Origin of the sequence: Rhodanobacter sp. ANJX3 (assembly GCF_014200755.1) — a bacterium.
Taxonomy (GTDB): domain Bacteria; phylum Pseudomonadota; class Gammaproteobacteria; order Xanthomonadales; family Rhodanobacteraceae; genus Rhodanobacter.
This window is the reverse complement of the sequence record NZ_JACHCM010000003.1, coordinates 14,643-32,629: the sequence shown is the minus strand read 5'-3', so window position 1 is coordinate 32,629 and position 17,987 is coordinate 14,643. Positions and strand designations below refer to the sequence as shown.

Annotated in this window: 19 protein-coding genes; 12 read left to right on the top strand and 7 right to left on the bottom strand. The window is 63.3% G+C overall.

From position 1 onward, the window contains the following. Positions 1-78 precede the first annotated feature (78 nt). The 4 genes from HDE76_RS08590 to HDE76_RS08575 all read left to right on the top strand — a co-directional run bounded on the left by HDE76_RS08590 (position 79) and on the right by HDE76_RS08575 (position 3,998). On the top strand, positions 79-1,338 hold the full coding sequence (locus HDE76_RS08590) for an FAD-dependent oxidoreductase (protein WP_184506756.1): 1,260 nt from the start codon (positions 79-81) through the stop codon (positions 1,336-1,338). Between the two features lie 94 nt (positions 1,339-1,432). Further along, entirely contained in the window at positions 1,433-2,782 is a 1,350-nt protein-coding gene (gorA, locus tag HDE76_RS08585) for a glutathione-disulfide reductase (protein WP_184506754.1), read from the top strand. A gap of 53 nt (positions 2,783-2,835) precedes the next feature. Next, positions 2,836-3,615, top strand: a complete 780-nt coding sequence (gene hutG, locus HDE76_RS08580; RefSeq protein ID WP_184506752.1) for an N-formylglutamate deformylase — start codon at positions 2,836-2,838, stop codon at positions 3,613-3,615. A gap of 185 nt (positions 3,616-3,800) precedes the next feature. Further along, a complete protein-coding gene (locus HDE76_RS08575; RefSeq protein ID WP_218862292.1) occupies positions 3,801-3,998 on the top strand; it encodes a hypothetical protein in 198 nt (65 codons plus the stop codon). A 153-nt stretch (positions 3,999-4,151) separates the two neighbouring features. Here the strand turns inward: HDE76_RS08575 and can are convergent, their stop codons facing one another. Genes can through asnS form a run of 6 tightly spaced genes read right to left on the bottom strand, consistent with a single transcriptional unit; the run spans position 4,152 to position 9,099 of the window. Next, a complete protein-coding gene (gene can, locus HDE76_RS08570) occupies positions 4,152-4,823 on the bottom strand; it encodes a carbonate dehydratase (RefSeq protein WP_255481512.1) in 672 nt (223 codons plus the stop codon). Positions 4,824-4,879: 56 nt separating this feature from the next. Continuing rightward, on the bottom strand, positions 4,880-5,671 hold the full coding sequence (gene nei / locus HDE76_RS08565) for an endonuclease VIII (protein ID WP_184506749.1): 792 nt from the start codon (positions 5,669-5,671) through the stop codon (positions 4,880-4,882). Positions 5,672-5,677: 6 nt separating this feature from the next. Beyond that, positions 5,678-6,469 carry an SDR family oxidoreductase gene (locus HDE76_RS08560; RefSeq protein ID WP_184506747.1) on the bottom strand — a complete coding sequence of 264 codons (792 nt, stop codon included), beginning with the start codon at positions 6,467-6,469 and terminating at the stop codon, positions 5,678-5,680. 19 nt (positions 6,470-6,488) lie between these two features. Then, entirely contained in the window at positions 6,489-6,800 is a 312-nt protein-coding gene (locus HDE76_RS08555) for a hypothetical protein (RefSeq protein WP_184506745.1), read from the bottom strand. Next, on the bottom strand, positions 6,797-7,669 hold the full coding sequence (locus tag HDE76_RS08550; protein ID WP_179479657.1) for a MalM family protein: 873 nt from the start codon (positions 7,667-7,669) through the stop codon (positions 6,797-6,799). Before HDE76_RS08550 ends, HDE76_RS08555 begins: the two co-directional genes overlap by 4 nt. Positions 7,670-7,683: 14 nt before the next feature. Further along, on the bottom strand, positions 7,684-9,099 hold the full coding sequence (asnS, locus tag HDE76_RS08545) for an asparagine--tRNA ligase (RefSeq protein WP_184506743.1): 1,416 nt from the start codon (positions 9,097-9,099) through the stop codon (positions 7,684-7,686). 210 nt (positions 9,100-9,309) lie between these two features. On the opposite strand from asnS, the gene HDE76_RS08540 reads away from it, so the two are divergent. The 7 genes from HDE76_RS08540 to radA all read left to right on the top strand — a co-directional run bounded on the left by HDE76_RS08540 (position 9,310) and on the right by radA (position 15,563). After that, complete coding sequence (locus HDE76_RS08540) at positions 9,310-9,636, top strand: iron-sulfur cluster assembly accessory protein (protein WP_179479661.1); 327 nt, start codon at positions 9,310-9,312, stop codon at positions 9,634-9,636. Positions 9,637-9,890: 254 nt separating this feature from the next. Next, on the top strand, positions 9,891-10,301 hold the full coding sequence (rpsF, locus tag HDE76_RS08535; protein WP_179479663.1) for a 30S ribosomal protein S6: 411 nt from the start codon (positions 9,891-9,893) through the stop codon (positions 10,299-10,301). Between the two features lie 15 nt (positions 10,302-10,316). Next, the gene (rpsR, locus tag HDE76_RS08530) at positions 10,317-10,547 is read left to right on the top strand and encodes a 30S ribosomal protein S18 (protein WP_007081973.1); all 231 of its coding nucleotides are present in this window, start codon (positions 10,317-10,319) and stop codon (positions 10,545-10,547) included. A 135-nt stretch (positions 10,548-10,682) separates the two neighbouring features. Next, positions 10,683-11,132: a 50S ribosomal protein L9 gene (gene rplI / locus HDE76_RS08525; RefSeq protein ID WP_179479665.1), complete on the top strand. Its 450-nt coding sequence runs from the start codon at positions 10,683-10,685 to the stop codon at positions 11,130-11,132. A 237-nt stretch (positions 11,133-11,369) separates the two neighbouring features. Next, positions 11,370-12,764 (top strand): replicative DNA helicase, encoded by a 1,395-nt coding sequence (locus tag HDE76_RS08520; RefSeq protein WP_179479667.1) that lies wholly within the window; start codon positions 11,370-11,372, stop codon positions 12,762-12,764. 214 nt (positions 12,765-12,978) lie between these two features. Next, on the top strand, positions 12,979-14,067 hold the full coding sequence (alr, locus tag HDE76_RS08515; protein WP_184506741.1) for an alanine racemase: 1,089 nt from the start codon (positions 12,979-12,981) through the stop codon (positions 14,065-14,067). Positions 14,068-14,177: 110 nt separating this feature from the next. Then, positions 14,178-15,563 carry a DNA repair protein RadA gene (radA, locus tag HDE76_RS08510; protein ID WP_184506739.1) on the top strand — a complete coding sequence of 462 codons (1,386 nt, stop codon included), beginning with the start codon at positions 14,178-14,180 and terminating at the stop codon, positions 15,561-15,563. Here the strand turns inward: radA and ccsA are convergent, their stop codons facing one another. Next, positions 15,564-16,367: a cytochrome c biogenesis protein CcsA gene (ccsA, locus tag HDE76_RS08505; RefSeq protein WP_184506737.1), complete on the bottom strand. Its 804-nt coding sequence runs from the start codon at positions 16,365-16,367 to the stop codon at positions 15,564-15,566. Between the two features lie 96 nt (positions 16,368-16,463). On the opposite strand from ccsA, the gene ffh reads away from it, so the two are divergent. Then, complete coding sequence (ffh, locus tag HDE76_RS08500; protein ID WP_179479681.1) at positions 16,464-17,858, top strand: signal recognition particle protein; 1,395 nt, start codon at positions 16,464-16,466, stop codon at positions 17,856-17,858. The last annotated feature ends 129 nt before the right edge of the window (positions 17,859-17,987 follow it).

Here is a 17,987-nt window from a genome sequence, read left to right as displayed (position 1 = left end):
GATTGCGGCCAGCGTGCGCGCGAAATGTTGGGTGTGCAAGATAGGAAGGGCCGGACGTCGTAACGGAGGGGGAGGCGAGTGGACACTCATCGCAGCGATGTGCTGATTCTCGGCGGTGGCGTCATCGGGCTGGCGTGCGCGCTGTATCTGCTGAAAGCGGGCGCGAGCGTGCGTGTGCTGGAGCAGGGCATGCCGGGATGCGGCAGCTCGCACGGCAACTGCGGCACCATTACGCCGAGCCATGCGCCGCCGCTGGCGATGCCGGGAATGATCGGCGTGGCGCTGCGCTCCATGCTGAAAGCCGATGCGCCGCTGTATCTCAATCCGCGTTTGGATGGACCGCGATTGCGCTGGCTGCTGGGCTTTGCGAGGCGCTGCAACTGGCGCGATTTCCATCATGCCGCGTCCGCGCGCCTGGCCATCTTGCAGCGCTCGCGCCAACTGCTGGCCGAGCTGGTGCGCGATGAAAAACTCGAGTGCGAATTCGCCGAATCCGGCGTGCTCTACGCTTATCGCACGGCCGCGAAGCAGGTGGCCGATGAGCGTCATCATGCGACGGTGCTCGATCGTCTCGGCATCGAGGTGCAGCGTCTGCGCGGCGGCGATGTCGAGGCGATCGAGCCGGCACTGAAACCGGGTATCGTTGGCGGCCTTTTTCATCCAGGCGACGCGCGACTGCGGCCGGATCGTTACGCGGCGGAGTTGGCCCGGCGCGTGATCGAGCTAGGCGGCGTCATCGAAACGGGCGCGCGCATCGACGACTTCACGACCGGAGAAGGCCGCATCCGCCGGGTCATGACGAGCCGGGGAGCATTCACAGGCGACAGCGTGCTGCTCGCACTCGGTGCCTGGTCACCGTTGCTGTCGAAAAAGTTGGATATGTGTCTGCCGATGCAGCCGGGCAAAGGTTATTCCCTCACGTATTCCAGGCCTGTGCTCGCCCCGCGTCATGCGCTGGTGCTGCGCGAGGCTTCGGTTTGCGTCACCACGTGGAACAGCGGTTACCGGCTGGGCAGCACGATGGAATTTTCCGGTTACGCCGAAGGCATCAACCGCACGCGCATCGACGCACTGCGACGCGGTGCGGCAGAAGGACTGCGCGAGCCGGAAGGTCCGGCATTGCTGGAAGAGTGGTGGGGCTGGCGACCGATGAGCGTGGACGAGCTGCCGATCATCGGCCGCAGCGCACGCTGGTCCAACCTGCTGCTGGCAACGGGGCACGGCATGCTCGGCGTCAGCATGTCGACGGGTACGGCCGAGCTGGCGGCATCCATGCTTGGCGGTCCGGTTTCGCCGGTCGATGCGTCGCCTTACGCGCCGGCGCGATTTGGACTCTAGCGAGTCGGCGATGTCTGGGGCAGGAAGATGTCGATCTGACATCGGTTTCGCGTACCGCGCGCTAGCGTGCGGAAATCAAACGGAGAGCGCGCCAATGAATGCAACTTATGACGTGATCGTATTGGGCGCAGGCTCGGGCGGACTGTCCGTCGCCTTTCGCGCGGCGCGTCACGGAGCCCGCGTTGTGTTGGTCGACCCTGCGCTGGCGTTGGGCGGTACCTGCGTCAATCGCGGCTGCGTGCCTAAAAAGAGCCTGTGGCTTTCCGCGCAGCTGGCGCACCAGCAAACGCTGGCGGTCGAATTCGGTTTTGACTCGACCCCGGGGTCACTGGACTTGGCGCATTTTCGTGGCCTGCGCGATCGCTATATCGCTGGTATCAACGAGCGTTACGCCAAGCGATTGAAGGAAAAGCATATCGATGTGGCTTATCAGACGGGCCGCTTCGTGGCGACCGATACCATCGAACTGGCGGACGGCAGCCGGCTGCAGGCGGCGCATATCGTTATCGCCACCGGCGCACGTCCCCGAACGCTCGATCTGCCGGGTTTCGAGCTCGGGCTGGTATCGGACGACATGTTCGCGCTGGAGGCCATGCCGCGTCGCGTGGCGATTGTCGGCGGCGGCTACATCGCGGTGGAATTTGCCGGCTTGCTGAGGGCGCTCGGCGCGGATGTCGACATGTTGGCGGTCGAGCGGCTGCTGAAAAATTTCGATGCCGAGATGGTCGAGTCGCTGAGAGAAAAGATGGAAGCGCAAGGTATTTCCATCGATACCAAGAGCGAGATAAAAAGTGCCCGACGCACGGCCGAAGGCATCATTCTGGAAGACGCCAAGGCCGGATCGCGCGGCCCGTATGACGCCGTGCTGTGGGCCGTGGGCCGCGTGCCCAACAGTGAAAGGCTGGGGCTGGACGTGATCGGCGTGGAAACCGACAAACTCGGTCACGTGCAGGTCGATGCGCAGCAGAACACCAGCGTGACCGGTGTTTATGCGGTGGGCGATATCACCACGAACAAGGCGCTGACGCCGGTCGCCGTAGCCAACGGACGGCGGTTGGCCGATCGTCTGTTCGGTGATCGAATCGATAGCGGTATCGATGGCGACGCCATCCCCAGCGTGGTGTTTTCCGATCCTCCGTTGGGCAGCGTCGGGCTGAGCGAAGAGCAGGCGCGCCAACAGTACGGCGACGCCGTCAAAACATACCGCAGCCGTTTCACCCCGATGCAGTTCATGCTGGTGGAGCGCAAGGAGGCGAGCCTGATGAAGCTGGTGTGCGTCGGTGAGGATGCGCGCGTGGTCGGTATCCATCTGCTCGGTCCCGGGACCGACGAAATACTGCAGGGCTTTGCCGTCGCCTTGAGGCTGGGCTTGCGCAAACGCGATCTGGAGACCGCCGTGGCGATTCATCCGACGGTCGCCGAAGAGCTGCTGGCGATGGCCTGACAGTTGCGGGATAAGTCGCAGCGTCCATCGACAGTCGGCACTAGAATGCCGGGATGGAAAACTTCACTCTTCAGCGCGGCAGCGTACCTTTGTTGATCAGCCTGCCGCACGACGGCAGCTTTATCCCCGACGACATGGCTGCACGCATGCAGCCGGCCGCGCGCCGTTCGCCGGATACCGATTGGCATGTCGGTCGTCTGTACGAGCCGCTGGCGCGACAGCTTGGCGCCAGCGTGCTGAAGCCAAAGGCCTCGCGCTATGTGATCGATTTGAATCGGCCGGCGGACGGCCACGCGCTTTATCCCGGGCAGCGCGAAACCGGCCTGGTCTCGACCATCGGTTTCGACGGTGAAGCGATTTATCTCGACGGCTGCGAGCCTGATGGTGCCGAAGTGCAACAGCGCGTAAACGAGTTCTGGCAGCCTTATCATCAGGCGTTGTCGCAGGAAGTTGCGAGGTTGCACGATCGGCATGGACGCGTGGTGCTGTGGGAAGGGCATTCGATCCGCAGCCGCGTGCCGATGCTGTTCGATGGTCGGCTGCCCGATTTCAATCTGGGAACGGCGGCCGGTGCCAGCTGCACCGCGTCGCTGCAGAGCGAGCTCCAGCAGCGGCTAGACGCGCAGTCCCGCTTCAGTTTTGCCGTGAATGGGCGCTTCAAGGGTGGCTACATCACGCGGCACTACGGAAATCCTGTTGCCGGCGTGCAAGCGGTGCAGTTGGAGCTGGCCCAAGTCAACTACATGGACGAGCAAAGCTTTGCCTACGACACGGAAAAAGCTGCTCGGGTGCAGGAGCTTATTGCCCGGCTGCTCGAAGCGACGCTCGCTTAAACGCAAGTTGTTTCGCTTCAGATTAAGCCTTTGTAAAGTCAAGATTTCACGATCGGCACGCCGTGAATTTCCCGTGTTTTGTTCAGCATCGGTATCCCCCCGGTGCTGCTAAGGTCGTCTCGTCGCGCCACCCGAGACGCCGGGTTCCGGCCGGGCTCGCGACACTAATTTCGAGGCCCAACATCATGATGCGTAAACTTGCGATCGCTTCCCTGCTCGTGGCTGGCGTGGCTCTTTCCGGCTCTGTGTTCGCTCAGGCCGCGGCAAGCTCCGCCCCGGCCGCTGCTTCCAGCACCAAGGCTGCTCATACCACCAAGCACAAGGCCCACAAGAAGGCCGCCAAGAAGACGGCCGCTCCGGCGTCCGCTTCCACGGCCGGCTGATAGTTAGATTCGTCTAGCCTTCGCATCCTTACGAAAACGGAAAAGCCCGCCGGCATCCCGGCGGGCTTTTTTTTGAAATCGACGAGGCCCGATCAGCTCATGTTGTGCGAGGGCTCCCTGCGAGCGGCGCAGTGCGCCTGTCGACGTGTTCGTCTAGAGAGACATCGGCTCGACCTGCAGGCCCAGCCGACCCAGTGCATGCGTATACTTTTGAAATAATGCATCGCGCCCTTCAACGTGCAGGTCCAGGTCGTTCATATGACCGTTGTCGAGGCTGTAGCACCACGCGTGCACCGACAGGTTCTGGCCGCGCTCCCAGGCGTCCATCACCGTGGTGGTGTGGCAGACGTTGACCACCTGCTCGATCGCATTGAGTTCGCACAGGCGTACGTTGCGAAGCTTCATCGTGTCCAGCGCGGACAGCAGTCGGTCATGCTTCTGCGCGACATCGCCGACATGGCGCAGCCAGTTGTCCACCAGACCCAGCCGGCGCTTGTCGAGCACGGCCTGGATACCGCCGCAGCCGTAGTGGCCGACCACGATGATGTGCTCGACCTTCAGCACGTCGACGGCGAACTGGATCGCGCTGAGGCAGTTGAGATCGGTGTGCGCCACCACGTTGGCGACGTTGCGCTGCACGAAGATTTCGCCGGGGGGTAGATCGACAATCTGCGTGGCCGGCACGCGCGAGTCGGAGCAGCCGATCCACAGGTATTTCGGCGACTGCTGCTCGGCGAGGTTTTTGAAGAAATTCGGGTCGGTGTCGCGCACCGCGGCGGACCAGCGTCGGTTGCCGTCGATCAGGTCTTGCAGAGGAGTGGTCAACGCGAGAGTCTCCGGTGAGGCGTTCGGAAGGAATCCATCGCGCAGCATACGCGAGCTCAGCGCTGGCAGTCGGGGCAGAAGTAAAACGGGCGACTGGCCACCGTGCTTTTCTGCAGCACGGTTTTGCAACGCGGGCACGGTCGGCCTTCGCGCTCGTACGCGCGGAATTTGAACGGCGTGTCCTGCAGGTGGCCGGGGCCGCGGCGGCCGCGGGTCTGGTAAGAGCGTCGCGGCAGATCGAGCAGGGCATGGGTCAGCGCATGCCGTTCGGTATCGCTCAGATCCGCCGGCCGACGCGTCGGCAGCAGCTGCGCCTGCCAGAGAATTTCCACCCGCAGATAATTTCCCAATCCGGCGAGGAACGTCTGGTCGAGCAGCAGCGCGCCCAGCTGGCGTCGCGCAAATTGGCGGTCGACCAGTCGCGCTGCCACGCCGACTTCGTCGAGCGTCTCGTCGAGCACATCCGGCCCGATTCGCTGCAGAAACGGATGTTCGTGCACACGCTCGGTCGGCCAGATCGAGATATCGGAGGCGCTGTACAGAAGAATCGATTGTTCGGCGGTTTCAAGTGCGACGCGCAGCACGCGACTGGTTGTCGGGCGCTGGCCCGCCTTGGCGACGCGCCAGACGCCATAAAGCTGGTTGTGGCTGTACAGGGTCAGGCCGTTGTCGAAGCGGGTGAGCAGGGCTTTGCCCTGGGGCGTGATCGCTTCGATGCGACGACCCTGCAATGCCTTTTCGTACGACTTGAGCTCGGCATAGGCAAACCAGATCATGCGCAGCGGCTGTCCGACCACGGCGGCGGCCAGCGCATCGGCCGCTCGGCGGATTTCAGGACCTTCGGGCATCGTCGGTCAGCTCAGCGAACGGGTACGGCCGCCGTCGACGGCGATGCTGACGCCGTTGACGTAGGCCGCGGCCGGCGTACACAGAAAGGCGATAACGGCAGCCACTTCGCCGGCTTCGCCGAAGCGGCGCGCCGGTACGCCGGCAAGCAGGCTTTCCGCTATGTCGTGTTCGCTGCGCCCGCTGGATTTCGCCTGCGCCGCCAGCAGGCTGTCCAGCCGCTGCGTTCGGGTGTATCCCGGCAGCACGCTGTTGACGGTGATGCCGTCGGCCGCCAGCTCCCCGGCCAGCGTTTTGGCCCACGCCGCCACGGCGGCGCGCACGGTATTGGATACGCCAAGGCCGGCGATCGGCTCCTTGACCGAGGTGGAGATCACGTTGACCAGGCGCCCGTAACCGCTTGCGCGCATGCCCGGAAGCACCGCCTGCAGCAGCACCTGGCCGGCCAGCAGCTGCTGCCGGAAAGCGTGTTCGAATTCGGCCAGTGGCGCGTTCTGGATCGGTCCGCCGGCTGGCCCGCCGGTGTTATTGACGAGGATGTGCACGGGCGCTTGCGCCACAATTCCGTTCGTCGTTGTTTGCAGCGCGGCGGTGTCCTGCATGTCGACGGCGTGCCAGCGGTGCCGCTGCGTATCGTGAATACGCGGTAGGCTCTCAGCCACGGATTTCAGCGCATCGCTTGAACGCGCAAGCAAGGTGACGTCGGCACCGAGTTCGGCCAGTTCGACGGCGCTGGCGCGGCCGATGCCTTGCGACGCGCCGCAGACCAGCGCATGTCGTCCTTTCAGATCTAGTTGCATGGTGCGCTCCGTTCCAGGGTCAATGCAGCAGACGCATGGCGAGCGCGGCCAGCCAGCAGGTCCAGCCCAACCATGGGCTTGTCCGCCACACGCGCAGCCAGCGATTGATGGCCGCGTCTTCCAGCACGGCGATGGCGGGCGAGCGCATCGCGTGCTGCATGCGGACCCAGGTACGCAAACCCGAGGGCCTGCCCGACTCCGGCTCGGCGATGATTTTCCACTGCTGCGGATGGCGCTGCCGCATGAGCCCGGCAAGCCTGAACTGGGCGACGTACGAGAGCACGAATGCGATGACGCCAATGAGCAGCAGCGCCAGATAGAGAGCGATCATTGCGTGCTCTTGTTGTCGTCGGACTTGTTGCTGCTGTCGGTGGTGTCCTTACTGCCGTTGATCCATGGAATCGGCAGATCGGCGCGCAGCGTATTGAGCACGCCGCTGCCTGGCGGCGGCTTTTTGCAGATCGCCTTGTCCACGGCCTTGGCATAGGTCTTGTCCATCATGCCGATCCAAAGCGTACCGTCGGGGCCGTGCGGCACGCTGAAGGTACCGCTGGCATTCATGGCCAGCGAAGGCGTGGAGCCGCTGGTGCTCGTGGTCGCGGCTGCGGGAGACTGCTCCCAATAGGTTTTGCCCGACTGCTGCGCCGCCGAGCTGTACACCAACAGATAGCGCGCCTTTTCGTCCTTGATCGACATCGCACCGAAGGCCCCGGTGGTTTCGCTGCTCCAGCCTACGTGCTCGCACAAGGTGATATCGCTGGTGCCGATCGGCTGAAAGCCGTCATCCAGCGTGACGACGGTGGGCGCAAAGAGATAGCTCGAACTCAACCAGCGACCGTTCAATTCCGACTTTATCGCCACGCGATAAGGCAGCTTGATGCCGGTAGGCAGGCGAAAGGCCAGAAAGTAGCTATGCGCGCCGTTCAAGTTGGCCACCATGGCATCGCTGCCAAGCACAAACTTTTGAGGCTGCCACGGCAGAATGGTCTGGTAGGAAAAATCGGCGAAGCTGCTGCAGCATGGCGATGCGTCCTGCAGCTTTTTCTGCGCCAGCTTCAACGCGTCGCCGTCTTTCTCGGATGGTGGTCGGAGGTTCGGTGGAATCAGCGTGTCCGGTATCAGGCTCTTGGCGGTATGGCAGCCACCCAGCAGGACAATGGATATCAGCGCGACGGACAGTGCGGGTAATCGATACGTCATTGCCTTGGCGTTACTCAGAATTCGGCCGTGCCGGCGGCGCGAGGGAAGGGGATGGCATCGCGGATGTTCGACAGCCCGCATACGTACACCAGCAGACGTTCGAAGCCCAGACCGAAACCAGCATGCGGCACCGTGCCGTAGCGGCGCAGATCACGGTACCAACCGTAAGTGGCCATATCGAGACCGAACTGGGTCATCCGGCGGTCCAGATAGTCCAGCCGTTCCTCGCGCTGTGCACCGCCGATGATTTCGCCGATGCCGGGCGCCAGCACGTCCATCGCGGCCACCGTTTTTTCGTCGTCGTTCAAGCGCATGTAGAAAGCCTTGATCGCTTCGGGGTAGTTCATTACGACCACAGGCCGGCCGATATGTTTCTCGGCCAGATAACGCTCGTGCTCGGTCTGCAGGTCGATACCCCAGGCTACGGGGTAGTCGAACTTTTGACCGGACTTCTGCAGGATGGTAATCGCATCGGTGTAATCAATGCGTTCGAATGGTTTGGCGATAAAAGCTTCTAGACGGCTGATTGCGTCGCTCTGCACGCGCTCGGCAAAAAATGCCATGTCATCGGCACGTTCGTCGAGAATGGTTTTGAAGATGGCTTTGAGCAACGCTTCGGCTTCGTCCGCGTTGACGCTGAGGTCGGCGAAGGCTATTTCCGGCTCCACCATCCAGAACTCGGCCAGATGTCGCGGCGTGTTGGAGTTTTCCGCGCGGAAGGTCGGTCCAAATGTGTAGACCTTGCTCATCGCCATGCAGTACGACTCGACGTTGAGTTGGCCCGACACCGTCAGAAACGCTTCGCGGCCGAAGAAATCCTTGCGGAAGTCGATCTTGCCCTTGTCGTCGCGCGGCAGGTTGGCCAGGTCCAGCGTGGACAGGCGGAACATGTCGCCGGCGCCCTCGGCGTCGGAGGTGGTGATGATCGGCGTGTTGATCCAGAAGTAGCCGCGCTCGGTGAGATGGCGATGAATCGCCATCATCATCGTATGGCGCACGCGGGTCACCGCGCCGAACAGGTTGGTGCGCGGGCGCAGGTGGGCGACCTCGCGCAGGAATTCCATCGAGTGCTGCTTGGGTTGGATCGGATAGGTTTCCGGATCATCGACCAGGCCGGTCACTTCGACCGATGTGGCCTGCAGCTCGAAGCTCTGGCCCTTGCCCTGCGAGGGCACCAGAGTGCCGCTGACGATCACGCCGGCACCGGCCGTGAGGTGCTTCACTTCGGTGTCGTAATTGGCCAGCGTGGCCGGTACCACGGCCTGGATCGGATCGAAACAGGAGCCGTCGGTGACGTTGACGAAGGACAGGCCTGCCTTGGAATCGCGCCGCGTCCGCACCCAGCCACGCACGGTGACGCTGCTGCCGGCCTCGATGGCACCGGATAGGGCCTGTTTCACGCTGCAAACCGTCGGGCTGACCACTGCCATGAATTGAAACTCCTGCTTGGACGCCTTATCTAGACAGGGCGACCGAAAATGGAAGCGCACGCCGCGCGTCGGGCATGCAAGTTGAGCCGCCATGATAATGTAGCTTTCACGGATGCCGCGACTTTGCAGCGGCCTTGCTTGTCCGATCGGCGCATCGGGCCCGTTTCGCCCTCCTGTTTCACGTTGCCGTTAGAGGTTGTACCTGCCGCCATGACCATCACGATCACTCCTGCCGCCAGCGACCGCATGCGCCATTTTCTGGCCCGCACGCCGACCGCTGCCGGTGTGCGTTTTGGCGTCAAGCGCACCGGCTGCTCGGGCTTCGCCTATGTGGTCGATCTGGCCGAGACCCTGGATGAGGGCGACAAAACGGTCGACGTGGATGGGCTGCCGCTGATCGTCAACGACAAGAGCCTGGCTCTGGTGGAAGGCACGGTGATCGATTTTCAGCGTCAGGGACTCAACGCGAGCTTCGTCTTCCACAACCCCAATGCCACCGGCGAATGCGGCTGCGGCGAGAGTTTTACGGTGGGGTAGGCAGAACAGGGGCGAGAGACGAGGGGTGAGCATTGTCGTCCCACCTGCAGTTTTCGCGCCGTTCGGTCTTTGCGCCCTCGCGGCTCCTCCCTCGCCCCTAAGCCCTTGCGCACCAACAACTTGCGCGATCTACCGCCGACACCGTACAATTCCGCTTCTGTCTGGACCTTACACGTCCGCGCGGGCACTTGCCTCACCGCAACGGCGGGAGGCTGCAAGGCCGTCAGGCCGCATCCATAAGGAGTCAAACCACAATGACCCTGCGTCATTACGAAATCGTGTTTCTGGTCCACCCTGATCAGAGCGAGCAGGTTCCGGCGATGATCGAGCGCTACAAGGCGCTGGTCGAGACCGACGGTGGCAAGCTGCATCGCCTGGAAGACTGGGGCCGTCGTCAGCTGGCCTATCCGATCGCGAATCTGGCCAAGGCCCATTACGTGATGCTCAACATCGAAGTGAGCCAGAACGCGCTGAACGAGCTGGAGTCGGGTTTCCGCTTCAACGACGCCGTGCTGCGCCATCTGGTGGTGCGTCGTGACGAGGCCGATACCGAGCCGTCCTTCATCATCAAGAGCAAAGAGAAAGATGATGCCAAGTCCTCGCGTCGCCGCGATGACGACGATGGCGGTCTCGACCGCGACAACGATCGCGACAGCGACGACTGATAGGAGCTCAAGACCATGTCCAAGTTTTTCCGCCGCCGCAAGTTCTGCCGCTTCACTGCCGAAGACGTCAAAGAGATCGACTACAAGGATCTCAATACGCTGCGTCAGTACGTAACCGAGAATGGCAAGATCGTGCCCAGCCGCATCACCGGAACCAAGGCGCGCTATCAGCGTCAGCTGGCCACGGCGATCAAGCGCGCGCGCTTCCTCTCGCTGCTGCCGTACACCGACAACCACGACGTCTGATCGTGTCGGCGGGCGACCTTCGGGCCGCCTGCCATCGGTTTCGCCCGGCTATGTCCGGGCGGGACCTTCAGATATTTCGGACAGCCGTCCACGGCTGCGTCGGGCCACACCGGCGCTAACGAATAGGGATACACCATGGAACTCATTCTTCTGCAGAAAGTCCGCAATCTCGGCACGCTCGGCGACAAGGTCGTCGTAAAGCCGGGTTACGGCCGCAACTTCCTCCTGCCGCAGGGCAAGGCGGTTCGCGTCAATGCCGCCAATCTGGCCGCGTTCGAGCAGCGCCGTGCCGAGTACGAAGCCAAGGCGGACAGCCTGCTGGCCGATGCCCAGAGCCGTCAGACCAAGCTGGCCGATGCGTCCGTTACCATCTCGGCACACGCCAGTGCCGAAGGCAAGCTGTTCGGTTCGGTCGGTCCTCGCGATATCGCCGAGGCGTTGTCAGCTGCCGGCTTCGCGGTGAACAAGAACGAAGTGATTCTCGGCGAAGGCCCGCTGCGCAACACCGGCGAGTACGACGTCGCCGTGCATCTGCACGCGGACATCCACACCACCGTCAAGGTGATCGTGGTCGGCGACAAGTAAGCTTCAGAGCTGGCTTCGATGCCATGAAAAGGGCGCCTTCGGGCGCCCTTTTCTTTGGGTAGATATGTACGATGGATCGAGGTTCTCGGGCCATCCGGCCTACTTCTATCCACAGCAACACACAGCTTATCCACAGAGTTATTGTCTCGGTGGTTGAGATGACGCCGCGTATGATGATGGCCAGAGCTGCCATGCCTTCGGCGTCGGCGCAGGCTCGTTTCTCCGTGAGGTAAATCCATGTCCTTCGTGCCCGACCGCAAGTCTTCTTCCTCGGCGATCGAGGCGTTGCGCGTGCCGCCGCATTCGATCGACGCGGAGCAGGCCGTGCTGGGCGGCCTCATGCTGGCGCCAGACGCGCTGGACAAGGTGGCCGACAAACTTTCCGAGCTGGATTTCTATCGCAAGGATCACCGGTTGATCTGGCGCGCCATCAACGAGCTGGCCAACAAGGGTATGCCGTGCGACGCGGTGACCCTGGGCGATTGGTTCGAGAGCAACGGCCTTGCTGAGATGGTTGGCGGCGCGGGCTATTTGATCGAGTTGGCCAACAGCACGCCCAGTGCAGCCAACATCACCGCGTATGCCGGCATCGTGCGCGAGAAGTCGGTGATGCGTCAGCTGATCGACGCGGGTACGTCGATCACCGAAGACGGCTATCGACCGGAAGGCAAGAGCATGCAGGAGGTGCTGGAAAGCGCCGAGCAGCGCGTGTTCCACATCGCCGAATCCGGCGCGCGCGGCAAGAAGGATTCCGTCTCCATGCGCGAGGCGGTGAAGGACGCCTTCCGCCTGCTGACCGAGCGCTACGAAAACCGCGGCCAGCTCACCGGCATCACTACCGGCTTCACCGATCTGGACAACCTCACCTCGGGTTTGCAGCCGTCGGATTTGATCATCGTGGCGGCGCGTCCCTCGATGGGCAAGACCGCGTTCGCACTGAATATCGCCGAGACCGCAGCCATCCGCAGCAAGAAGGCGGTGGTGGTGTTCTCGATGGAAATGTCCGCCTCGCAGCTGGCATTCCGCCTGATCTCCTCGGTCGGGCGCATCCATCAGCAGCATCTGCGCAACGGCGACCTGCAGGAGGAAGACTGGCCGCGCGTCTCCAACGCCATTCAGATCCTGTCCGAGGCGAAAATCTTCATCGACGACACGCCCAGCCTGTCGCCGGTCGAGATGCGCTCGCGCGCGCGCCGACTGCATCGCGAGCACGGCGGTCTGGGCCTGATCGTGATCGATTATCTGCAGCTGATGCAGGTGCCCGGCAACAAGGAGAATCGCGCCACCGAAATTTCAGAAATTTCGCGTTCACTCAAGGGCCTAGCCAAGGAGTTGAACGTACCCGTGATCGCACTCTCTCAGTTGAACCGCTCGCTCGAGCAGCGCGCCGACAAGCGGCCGATGATGTCCGATCTGCGCGAATCCGGCGCTATCGAGCAGGACGCGGACGTGATCATGTTCATCTACCGCGACGATTACTACAACAAGGAATCGCCGGACAAGGGCATGGCCGAAATCATCATCGGCAAGCAGCGTAACGGCCCCACCGACACCTGCAAGCTGACCTTCCTCGGCCACTACACCAAGTTCGAGAACTACGCCTCCGATTCGTTCGGCGGGACGTTCGATTGAGAGCGGGGATAAGGGAACAGGGAACAGGGAACACGCAGCGCGTGTGTGGCATTTGTTCGCTGCGCCACGGTGAAAATTCGGTAGGGCAGAGAACGACACGCGGGCAAGAACTTCGCGTTTCCCATTACTCGCGGCTTCGCCACTCGCCCTTCGGGCCGCCTTTGGCGTTCGCGCTGCGCGCGTCCCCATTCCCCATTCCCCGCTCCAAACAGTCATGAGCCGCACCACCGTCGCCACCATCCATCTCGGTGCGCTGCGCCACAACCTGGCGCGGCTGAAGGCGATCGCTGCGCCGGCGAAAGTGATGGCCGTGGTCAAAGCCGACGCTTACGGCCACGGGCTGGAGCGCGTGGCGCGCGCGCTGGCCGCCGATGCCGACATGTTTGCCGTGGCGGCGATCGGCGATGGGCTGCGCCTGCGCGCGGCGGGGCACCAGCAGCGCATCGTGGTGCTGTCCGGACCCGACAACGCCAGTGACATCACTGAGATGCAGCGGCTGATGCTGGAGGCGGCGATTCATCACGAATCGCAGCTGCAGTGGTTGGCACACACCACGCCCGAGCGCGGCAAGCTGCGCGTGTGGCTGAAGATCGACAGCGGCATGCATCGGCTGGGCTTCGCGCCCGAGCGCGTGGCCGAGGTGCATGCACGGTTGCTGGCGATGCCGGGCGTTGATCCCGAGATCGGGCTGATGACGCACTTTTCCGAGTCGGAAGTCACCGATGGCGAGCAGACGCCGCTGCAGATGGCGCGTTTTAGTGAGGCGACCCAGGGCCTGCCCGGTCCGCGATCGTTGTCCAATTCCGCCGCCGCGATCGGCTGGCCCGACGCGCGCGCCGACTGGGTGCGCACCGGCGGTTTGCTCTACGGCCTGTCCGTGGTGGACGGCAAGACTGGCGCGGATTTCGGCTTTCGTCCAGCGATGAGCTTGAGCACGCGGCTGATCGCGATCAATCCGATCAAGCGCGGCGAACGGATCGGCTACAACGGCACCTGGACTTGCCCCGAAGACATGAATGTCGGCGTGGCCGCCGTCGGATACGGTGATGGATACCCACGCAGCGCGCCGGCGGGCACGCCGGTCTTGATTGGCGAGCAGCCGGTTCCGCTGATAGGACGTGTGTCGATGGACCTGATCACGCTGGATCTGCGTAGTGCGCCGCAGGCCAGGGTAGGTGATCGCGTCACGCTGTGGGGACCGTCGCTTCCGGTCGAGCGCATTGCAGCCCAGGCGGGCACGATCTCCTACGATCTCACCTGCGGCATGACGCGCCGTGTCCTGGTTGTCGAAGACGACAATTAGCGATGTAGGCTGTCGATGAAAGCCGACAGCCGCATCGTCCCTTCGTCTCGCGATTTGCGACCGCGGCAGGCTAAGCTCACGCATTGATTGCATCGCGTAACGAGAGTCCGATGGCCAAAGCCAAAACCGCCTATGTCTGCACCGAGTGCGGTGGCGAGCACAGCAAGTGGCAGGGCCAGTGCATCGAGTGCGGCGTGTGGAACACGCTGAGCGAGATCGTGCTGACGCCGTCGTCGGTAGCCAAGGCGTCGGTCGGCGCGCAGCGTTCCAGCTATGCCGGCAATGCGGAAGGCAGCGCTCGCATCACGCCGCTGACCGAAGTGGCATTGACGACAGAGGCGCGCACGCATACCGGCATCGGCGAGCTTGATCGCGTGCTCGGCGGCGGCCTGGTGCAGGGTTCGGTAGTTCTGATCGGCGGTGATCCCGGTATCGGCAAATCTACCTTGCTGCTGCAGGTATTGGGCACGCTGGGCGCGCAGCTTTCCAGCGTCTATGTCACCGGCGAGGAATCGCTGTCGCAGGTCGCTTCGCGCGCGCAACGGCTGGGTCTGCCCCTGGAGCCGCTGCAGGCGCTGGCGGAAACCTGCATCGAGCGGATTCTGGAGCAGGCCCTCGCCACCCGACCGCGCGTGCTGGTGATCGACTCGATCCAGACCATCTGGACCGAACTCTTGACCGCCGCGCCCGGCTCGGTGAGTCAGGTGCGCGAGTCCGCGGCCAAGCTGACCCGTTTTGCCAAGGAGACCGGTACCTCGGTCTTCCTGGTCGGCCACGTGACGAAAGAGGGCGGCATCGCCGGGCCGCGCGTGCTCGAACACATGGTCGATGCGGTGCTGTATTTCGAGGGCGAATCGGGCAGCCGGTTTCGCATCCTGCGCGCGTTCAAGAACCGCTTCGGCGCGGTCAACGAGCTGGGCGTGTTCGCGATGTCGGACAAGGGCCTGCGCGAGGTGCCCAATCCGTCGGCCATCTTCCTTTCCGCACATACCGGGCCGACCTCCGGCAGTGCGGTGATGGTCACGCGTGAAGGTTCGCGGCCGCTGCTGGTCGAGGTGCAGGCCTTGGTCGATCAGTCGTCGCTGGGCAATCCGCGCCGCGTAGCGCTGGGTCTGGATCAGAATCGACTGGCCATGCTGCTGGCCGTGCTGCATCGCCACGGCGGCGTCGCGGCGTACGATCAGGATGTGTTCGTCAACGTGGTTGGCGGTATCCGCGTGCAGGAAACGGCCGCCGATCTGCCGGTGCTGCTGGCGGTGCTGTCATCACTGCGCGATCGGCCTTTGCCTGATCAGACCGTCACCTTCGGCGAAGTGGGACTTTCCGGCGAAATTCGTCCGATACCCAACGGCGAGGAACGCCTCAAGGAAGCGGCAACGCATGGTTTCAAGCGCGCCATCGTGCCGAAGGCGAACGCGCCGAAGAAAGGCCGCGTTGGGGAGATGGAAGTGATCGGGGTAGAGCGCCTGTCGGACGCAATCGACGCCTGCCGCTGATTAGCTATCGATGCCGCGATGCAGGATGAGTTCCAGCACGAACTTCGAGCCGAAGAAAGCCAGCAGCAGCACGGCCATGCCGATCAAGGTGAGATTAACAGCGCGCTGGCCACGCCAGCCGTGACGCCAGCGGCCGTAAAGCAGCACGCCGAACACCAGCCACGCGATGATCGATAGCACGGTCTTGTGGGCCAGGTGCTGGCTGAAGAGGTTGTCGACAAACAGCGCACCGGTGATCAAGGTCAGCGTCAGCAGCAGGAAACCCGCGGCAATCAGCCGGAACAGCAACGTTTCGGTCAAGGTCAGCGGCGGCAGCGCGCGCATCCACGGACTGAACTGGCGATGGCGCAGCGCCCGTTCCTGCACCGCCAGTAGAATCGCCAGCACGGCCGCCATCGAGAGCACGCTGAAGGCGATGAGGGCCACCGTCACGTGCAGCTTGATCTGCCAATCCATCGGGTGGGGCAGGGTCGGCGGCGCGATAAAGCTGTCGACAAAAACCAGCAGCGCCGTCAGCGGAAACACGATCACGCCCAGCGCGGCGACCGGGCGCGAAATGTTCACCAGCAGGGTCAGCGTCGCCACGACAAACGCCACCAGCGAAAGCGCGGCAAAAAAGTGCAGATCCAGCGCACCGCGGTGGGCGCCGAGAAGAATGGCCGCATGCAGCACTACGGCGCTACCGGCGAGCCCCAGCGCCAGCTTGTTCAGCGGCTGGCCGCCGGTAAACAACGGCCGCGCTAGCGCGGCTGAGGCGGCGAGATAAAGCACGATGGCGAACGCTGCAAGGGTGTGAATGAGCATAGACCGGAAGTGTCGCACAGGCTTCGCGGGGCGTGCAGGCGGCGGCCATCGATCCGTCCGCTATAATCGGATACTTTCCTGTTCGCCGGTCCCGTCATGTTCGAGTCGCTCAGCCAACGCCTTTCCACCACTGTCAATCGCCTGCGCGGCCGCGGCCGTCTGACCGAGGAAAACATCCGCGAGTCGCTGCGCGAAGTGCGCATTGCCCTGCTCGAAGCGGACGTGGCGCTGCCCGTGGTGCAGGCGCTGATCCAGCGGATCAAGGTGCGCGCGGTGGGTCAGGACGTCATCAAGAGCCTGAGCCCAGGCCAGGCCCTGGTAAAAGTCGTCAGTGACGAGCTGACCACGGTGATGGGTACCGCCAATACCGAACTGAATCTCGCCCAGCAGCCGCCGGCCGTCGTTTTGCTGGCGGGCCTTCAGGGCGCCGGTAAAACCACCACGGTGGCCAAGCTGGCGCGCCTGCTGACCGAGCGCAAGAAGAAAAAGGTCATGGTGGTGAGCTGCGACGTCTACCGTCCGGCCGCGATTGAGCAGCTGCGCACGCTGGCCGAGCAGGTCGGCGTGAAGTTCTTCCCGTCGGACGCGTCGCAGAGCCCGGTCGACATCGCCAAGGCCGCGATCGCTGCGGCCAAGCGCGAAGTGATCGACGTGCTGCTGGTCGATACCGCCGGCCGCCTGGCCGTCGACGAAGCGATGATGGCCGAGATCAAGGCGCTGCACGCCGCGATCAATCCGATCGAAACTTTGTTCGTGGTCGATTCGATGACCGGCCAGGATGCTGCCACCACGGCCAAGGCGTTCAGCGAGGCCCTGCCGTTGACCGGCGTGATCCTGACCAAGACCGACGGCGACGCCCGCGGCGGCGCGGCGCTGTCGGTGCGTTACATCACCGGCCGGCCGATCAAGTTCCTCGGTGCGGGCGAAAAGACCGATGCGCTCGAGCCGTTCCATCCCGATCGTCTGGCCCAGCGCATCCTCGGCATGGGCGACGTGCTGTCGCTGGTCGAGGAAGTCGAGCGCAAGGTCGATCAGGAAAAAGCGCAGAAGCTCGCCCAGAAGGTGATGAAGGGCAAGCGCTTCGACCTGAACGACATGAAGGATCAGCTCGAGCAGATGGGCAATATGGGTGGGTTGGCCGGATTGATGGACAAGCTGCCCGGCGTTTCCAGCCTGCCGGACAGCGTGAAGTCCAAGGTCAACGACGGCGAGATGAAGCGCATGATCGCCATCATCAGCTCGATGACCAAGAAAGAGCGCAGGCATCCCGACCTGCTGAACGGCTCGCGCCGCGCCCGCGTGGCGCGCGGCTCCGGCACCCAGCCGGCCGACGTCAACCGCCTGCTCAAGCAGTACATGCAGATGGAAAAAATGATGTCCAAGCTGTCCAAGGGCGGCACCAAGGGCCTGATGCGCCAGATGCGCGGTGCGATGAAGGGCATGGGCGGAATGGGGGGCATGGGCGGTGGCGGCTTGCCGCCGATGCGCTGATCAATCTTGGGGTTGAGGGACGAGAGGCGAGGGTCGAGCGCGCCAAAAATCAATTTCCAGCACGAACGGAAGAAAAAAGACCTCCGGATCGCCATAGCATTCAGTATTTCGCCCTCGCTACTCGCTGCT

Bases quoted from the DNA above. Each gene is read 5' to 3' on its own strand.
- gorA (WP_184506754.1), top strand. From the start codon at position 1,433: ATGAATGCAACTTATGACGTGATCGTATTGGGCGCAGGCTCGGGCGGA.
- hutG (WP_184506752.1), top strand. From the start codon at position 2,836: ATGGAAAACTTCACTCTTCAGCGCGGCAGCGTACCTTTGTTGATCAGC.
- HDE76_RS08575 (WP_218862292.1), top strand. From the start codon at position 3,801: ATGATGCGTAAACTTGCGATCGCTTCCCTGCTCGTGGCTGGCGTGGCT.
- nei (WP_184506749.1), bottom strand. From the start codon at position 5,671: ATGCCCGAAGGTCCTGAAATCCGCCGAGCGGCCGATGCGCTGGCCGCC.
- HDE76_RS08560 (WP_184506747.1), bottom strand. From the start codon at position 6,469: ATGCAACTAGATCTGAAAGGACGACATGCGCTGGTCTGCGGCGCGTCG.
- HDE76_RS08555 (WP_184506745.1), bottom strand. From the start codon at position 6,800: ATGATCGCTCTCTATCTGGCGCTGCTGCTCATTGGCGTCATCGCATTC.
- HDE76_RS08550 (WP_179479657.1), bottom strand. From the start codon at position 7,669: ATGACGTATCGATTACCCGCACTGTCCGTCGCGCTGATATCCATTGTC.
- asnS (WP_184506743.1), bottom strand. From the start codon at position 9,099: ATGGCAGTGGTCAGCCCGACGGTTTGCAGCGTGAAACAGGCCCTATCC.
- HDE76_RS08540 (WP_179479661.1), top strand. From the start codon at position 9,310: ATGACCATCACGATCACTCCTGCCGCCAGCGACCGCATGCGCCATTTT.
- rpsF (WP_179479663.1), top strand. From the start codon at position 9,891: ATGACCCTGCGTCATTACGAAATCGTGTTTCTGGTCCACCCTGATCAG.
- rpsR (WP_007081973.1), top strand. From the start codon at position 10,317: ATGTCCAAGTTTTTCCGCCGCCGCAAGTTCTGCCGCTTCACTGCCGAA.
- rplI (WP_179479665.1), top strand. From the start codon at position 10,683: ATGGAACTCATTCTTCTGCAGAAAGTCCGCAATCTCGGCACGCTCGGC.
- HDE76_RS08520 (WP_179479667.1), top strand. From the start codon at position 11,370: ATGTCCTTCGTGCCCGACCGCAAGTCTTCTTCCTCGGCGATCGAGGCG.
- alr (WP_184506741.1), top strand. From the start codon at position 12,979: ATGAGCCGCACCACCGTCGCCACCATCCATCTCGGTGCGCTGCGCCAC.
- radA (WP_184506739.1), top strand. From the start codon at position 14,178: ATGGCCAAAGCCAAAACCGCCTATGTCTGCACCGAGTGCGGTGGCGAG.
- ccsA (WP_184506737.1), bottom strand. From the start codon at position 16,367: ATGCTCATTCACACCCTTGCAGCGTTCGCCATCGTGCTTTATCTCGCC.
- ffh (WP_179479681.1), top strand. From the start codon at position 16,464: ATGTTCGAGTCGCTCAGCCAACGCCTTTCCACCACTGTCAATCGCCTG.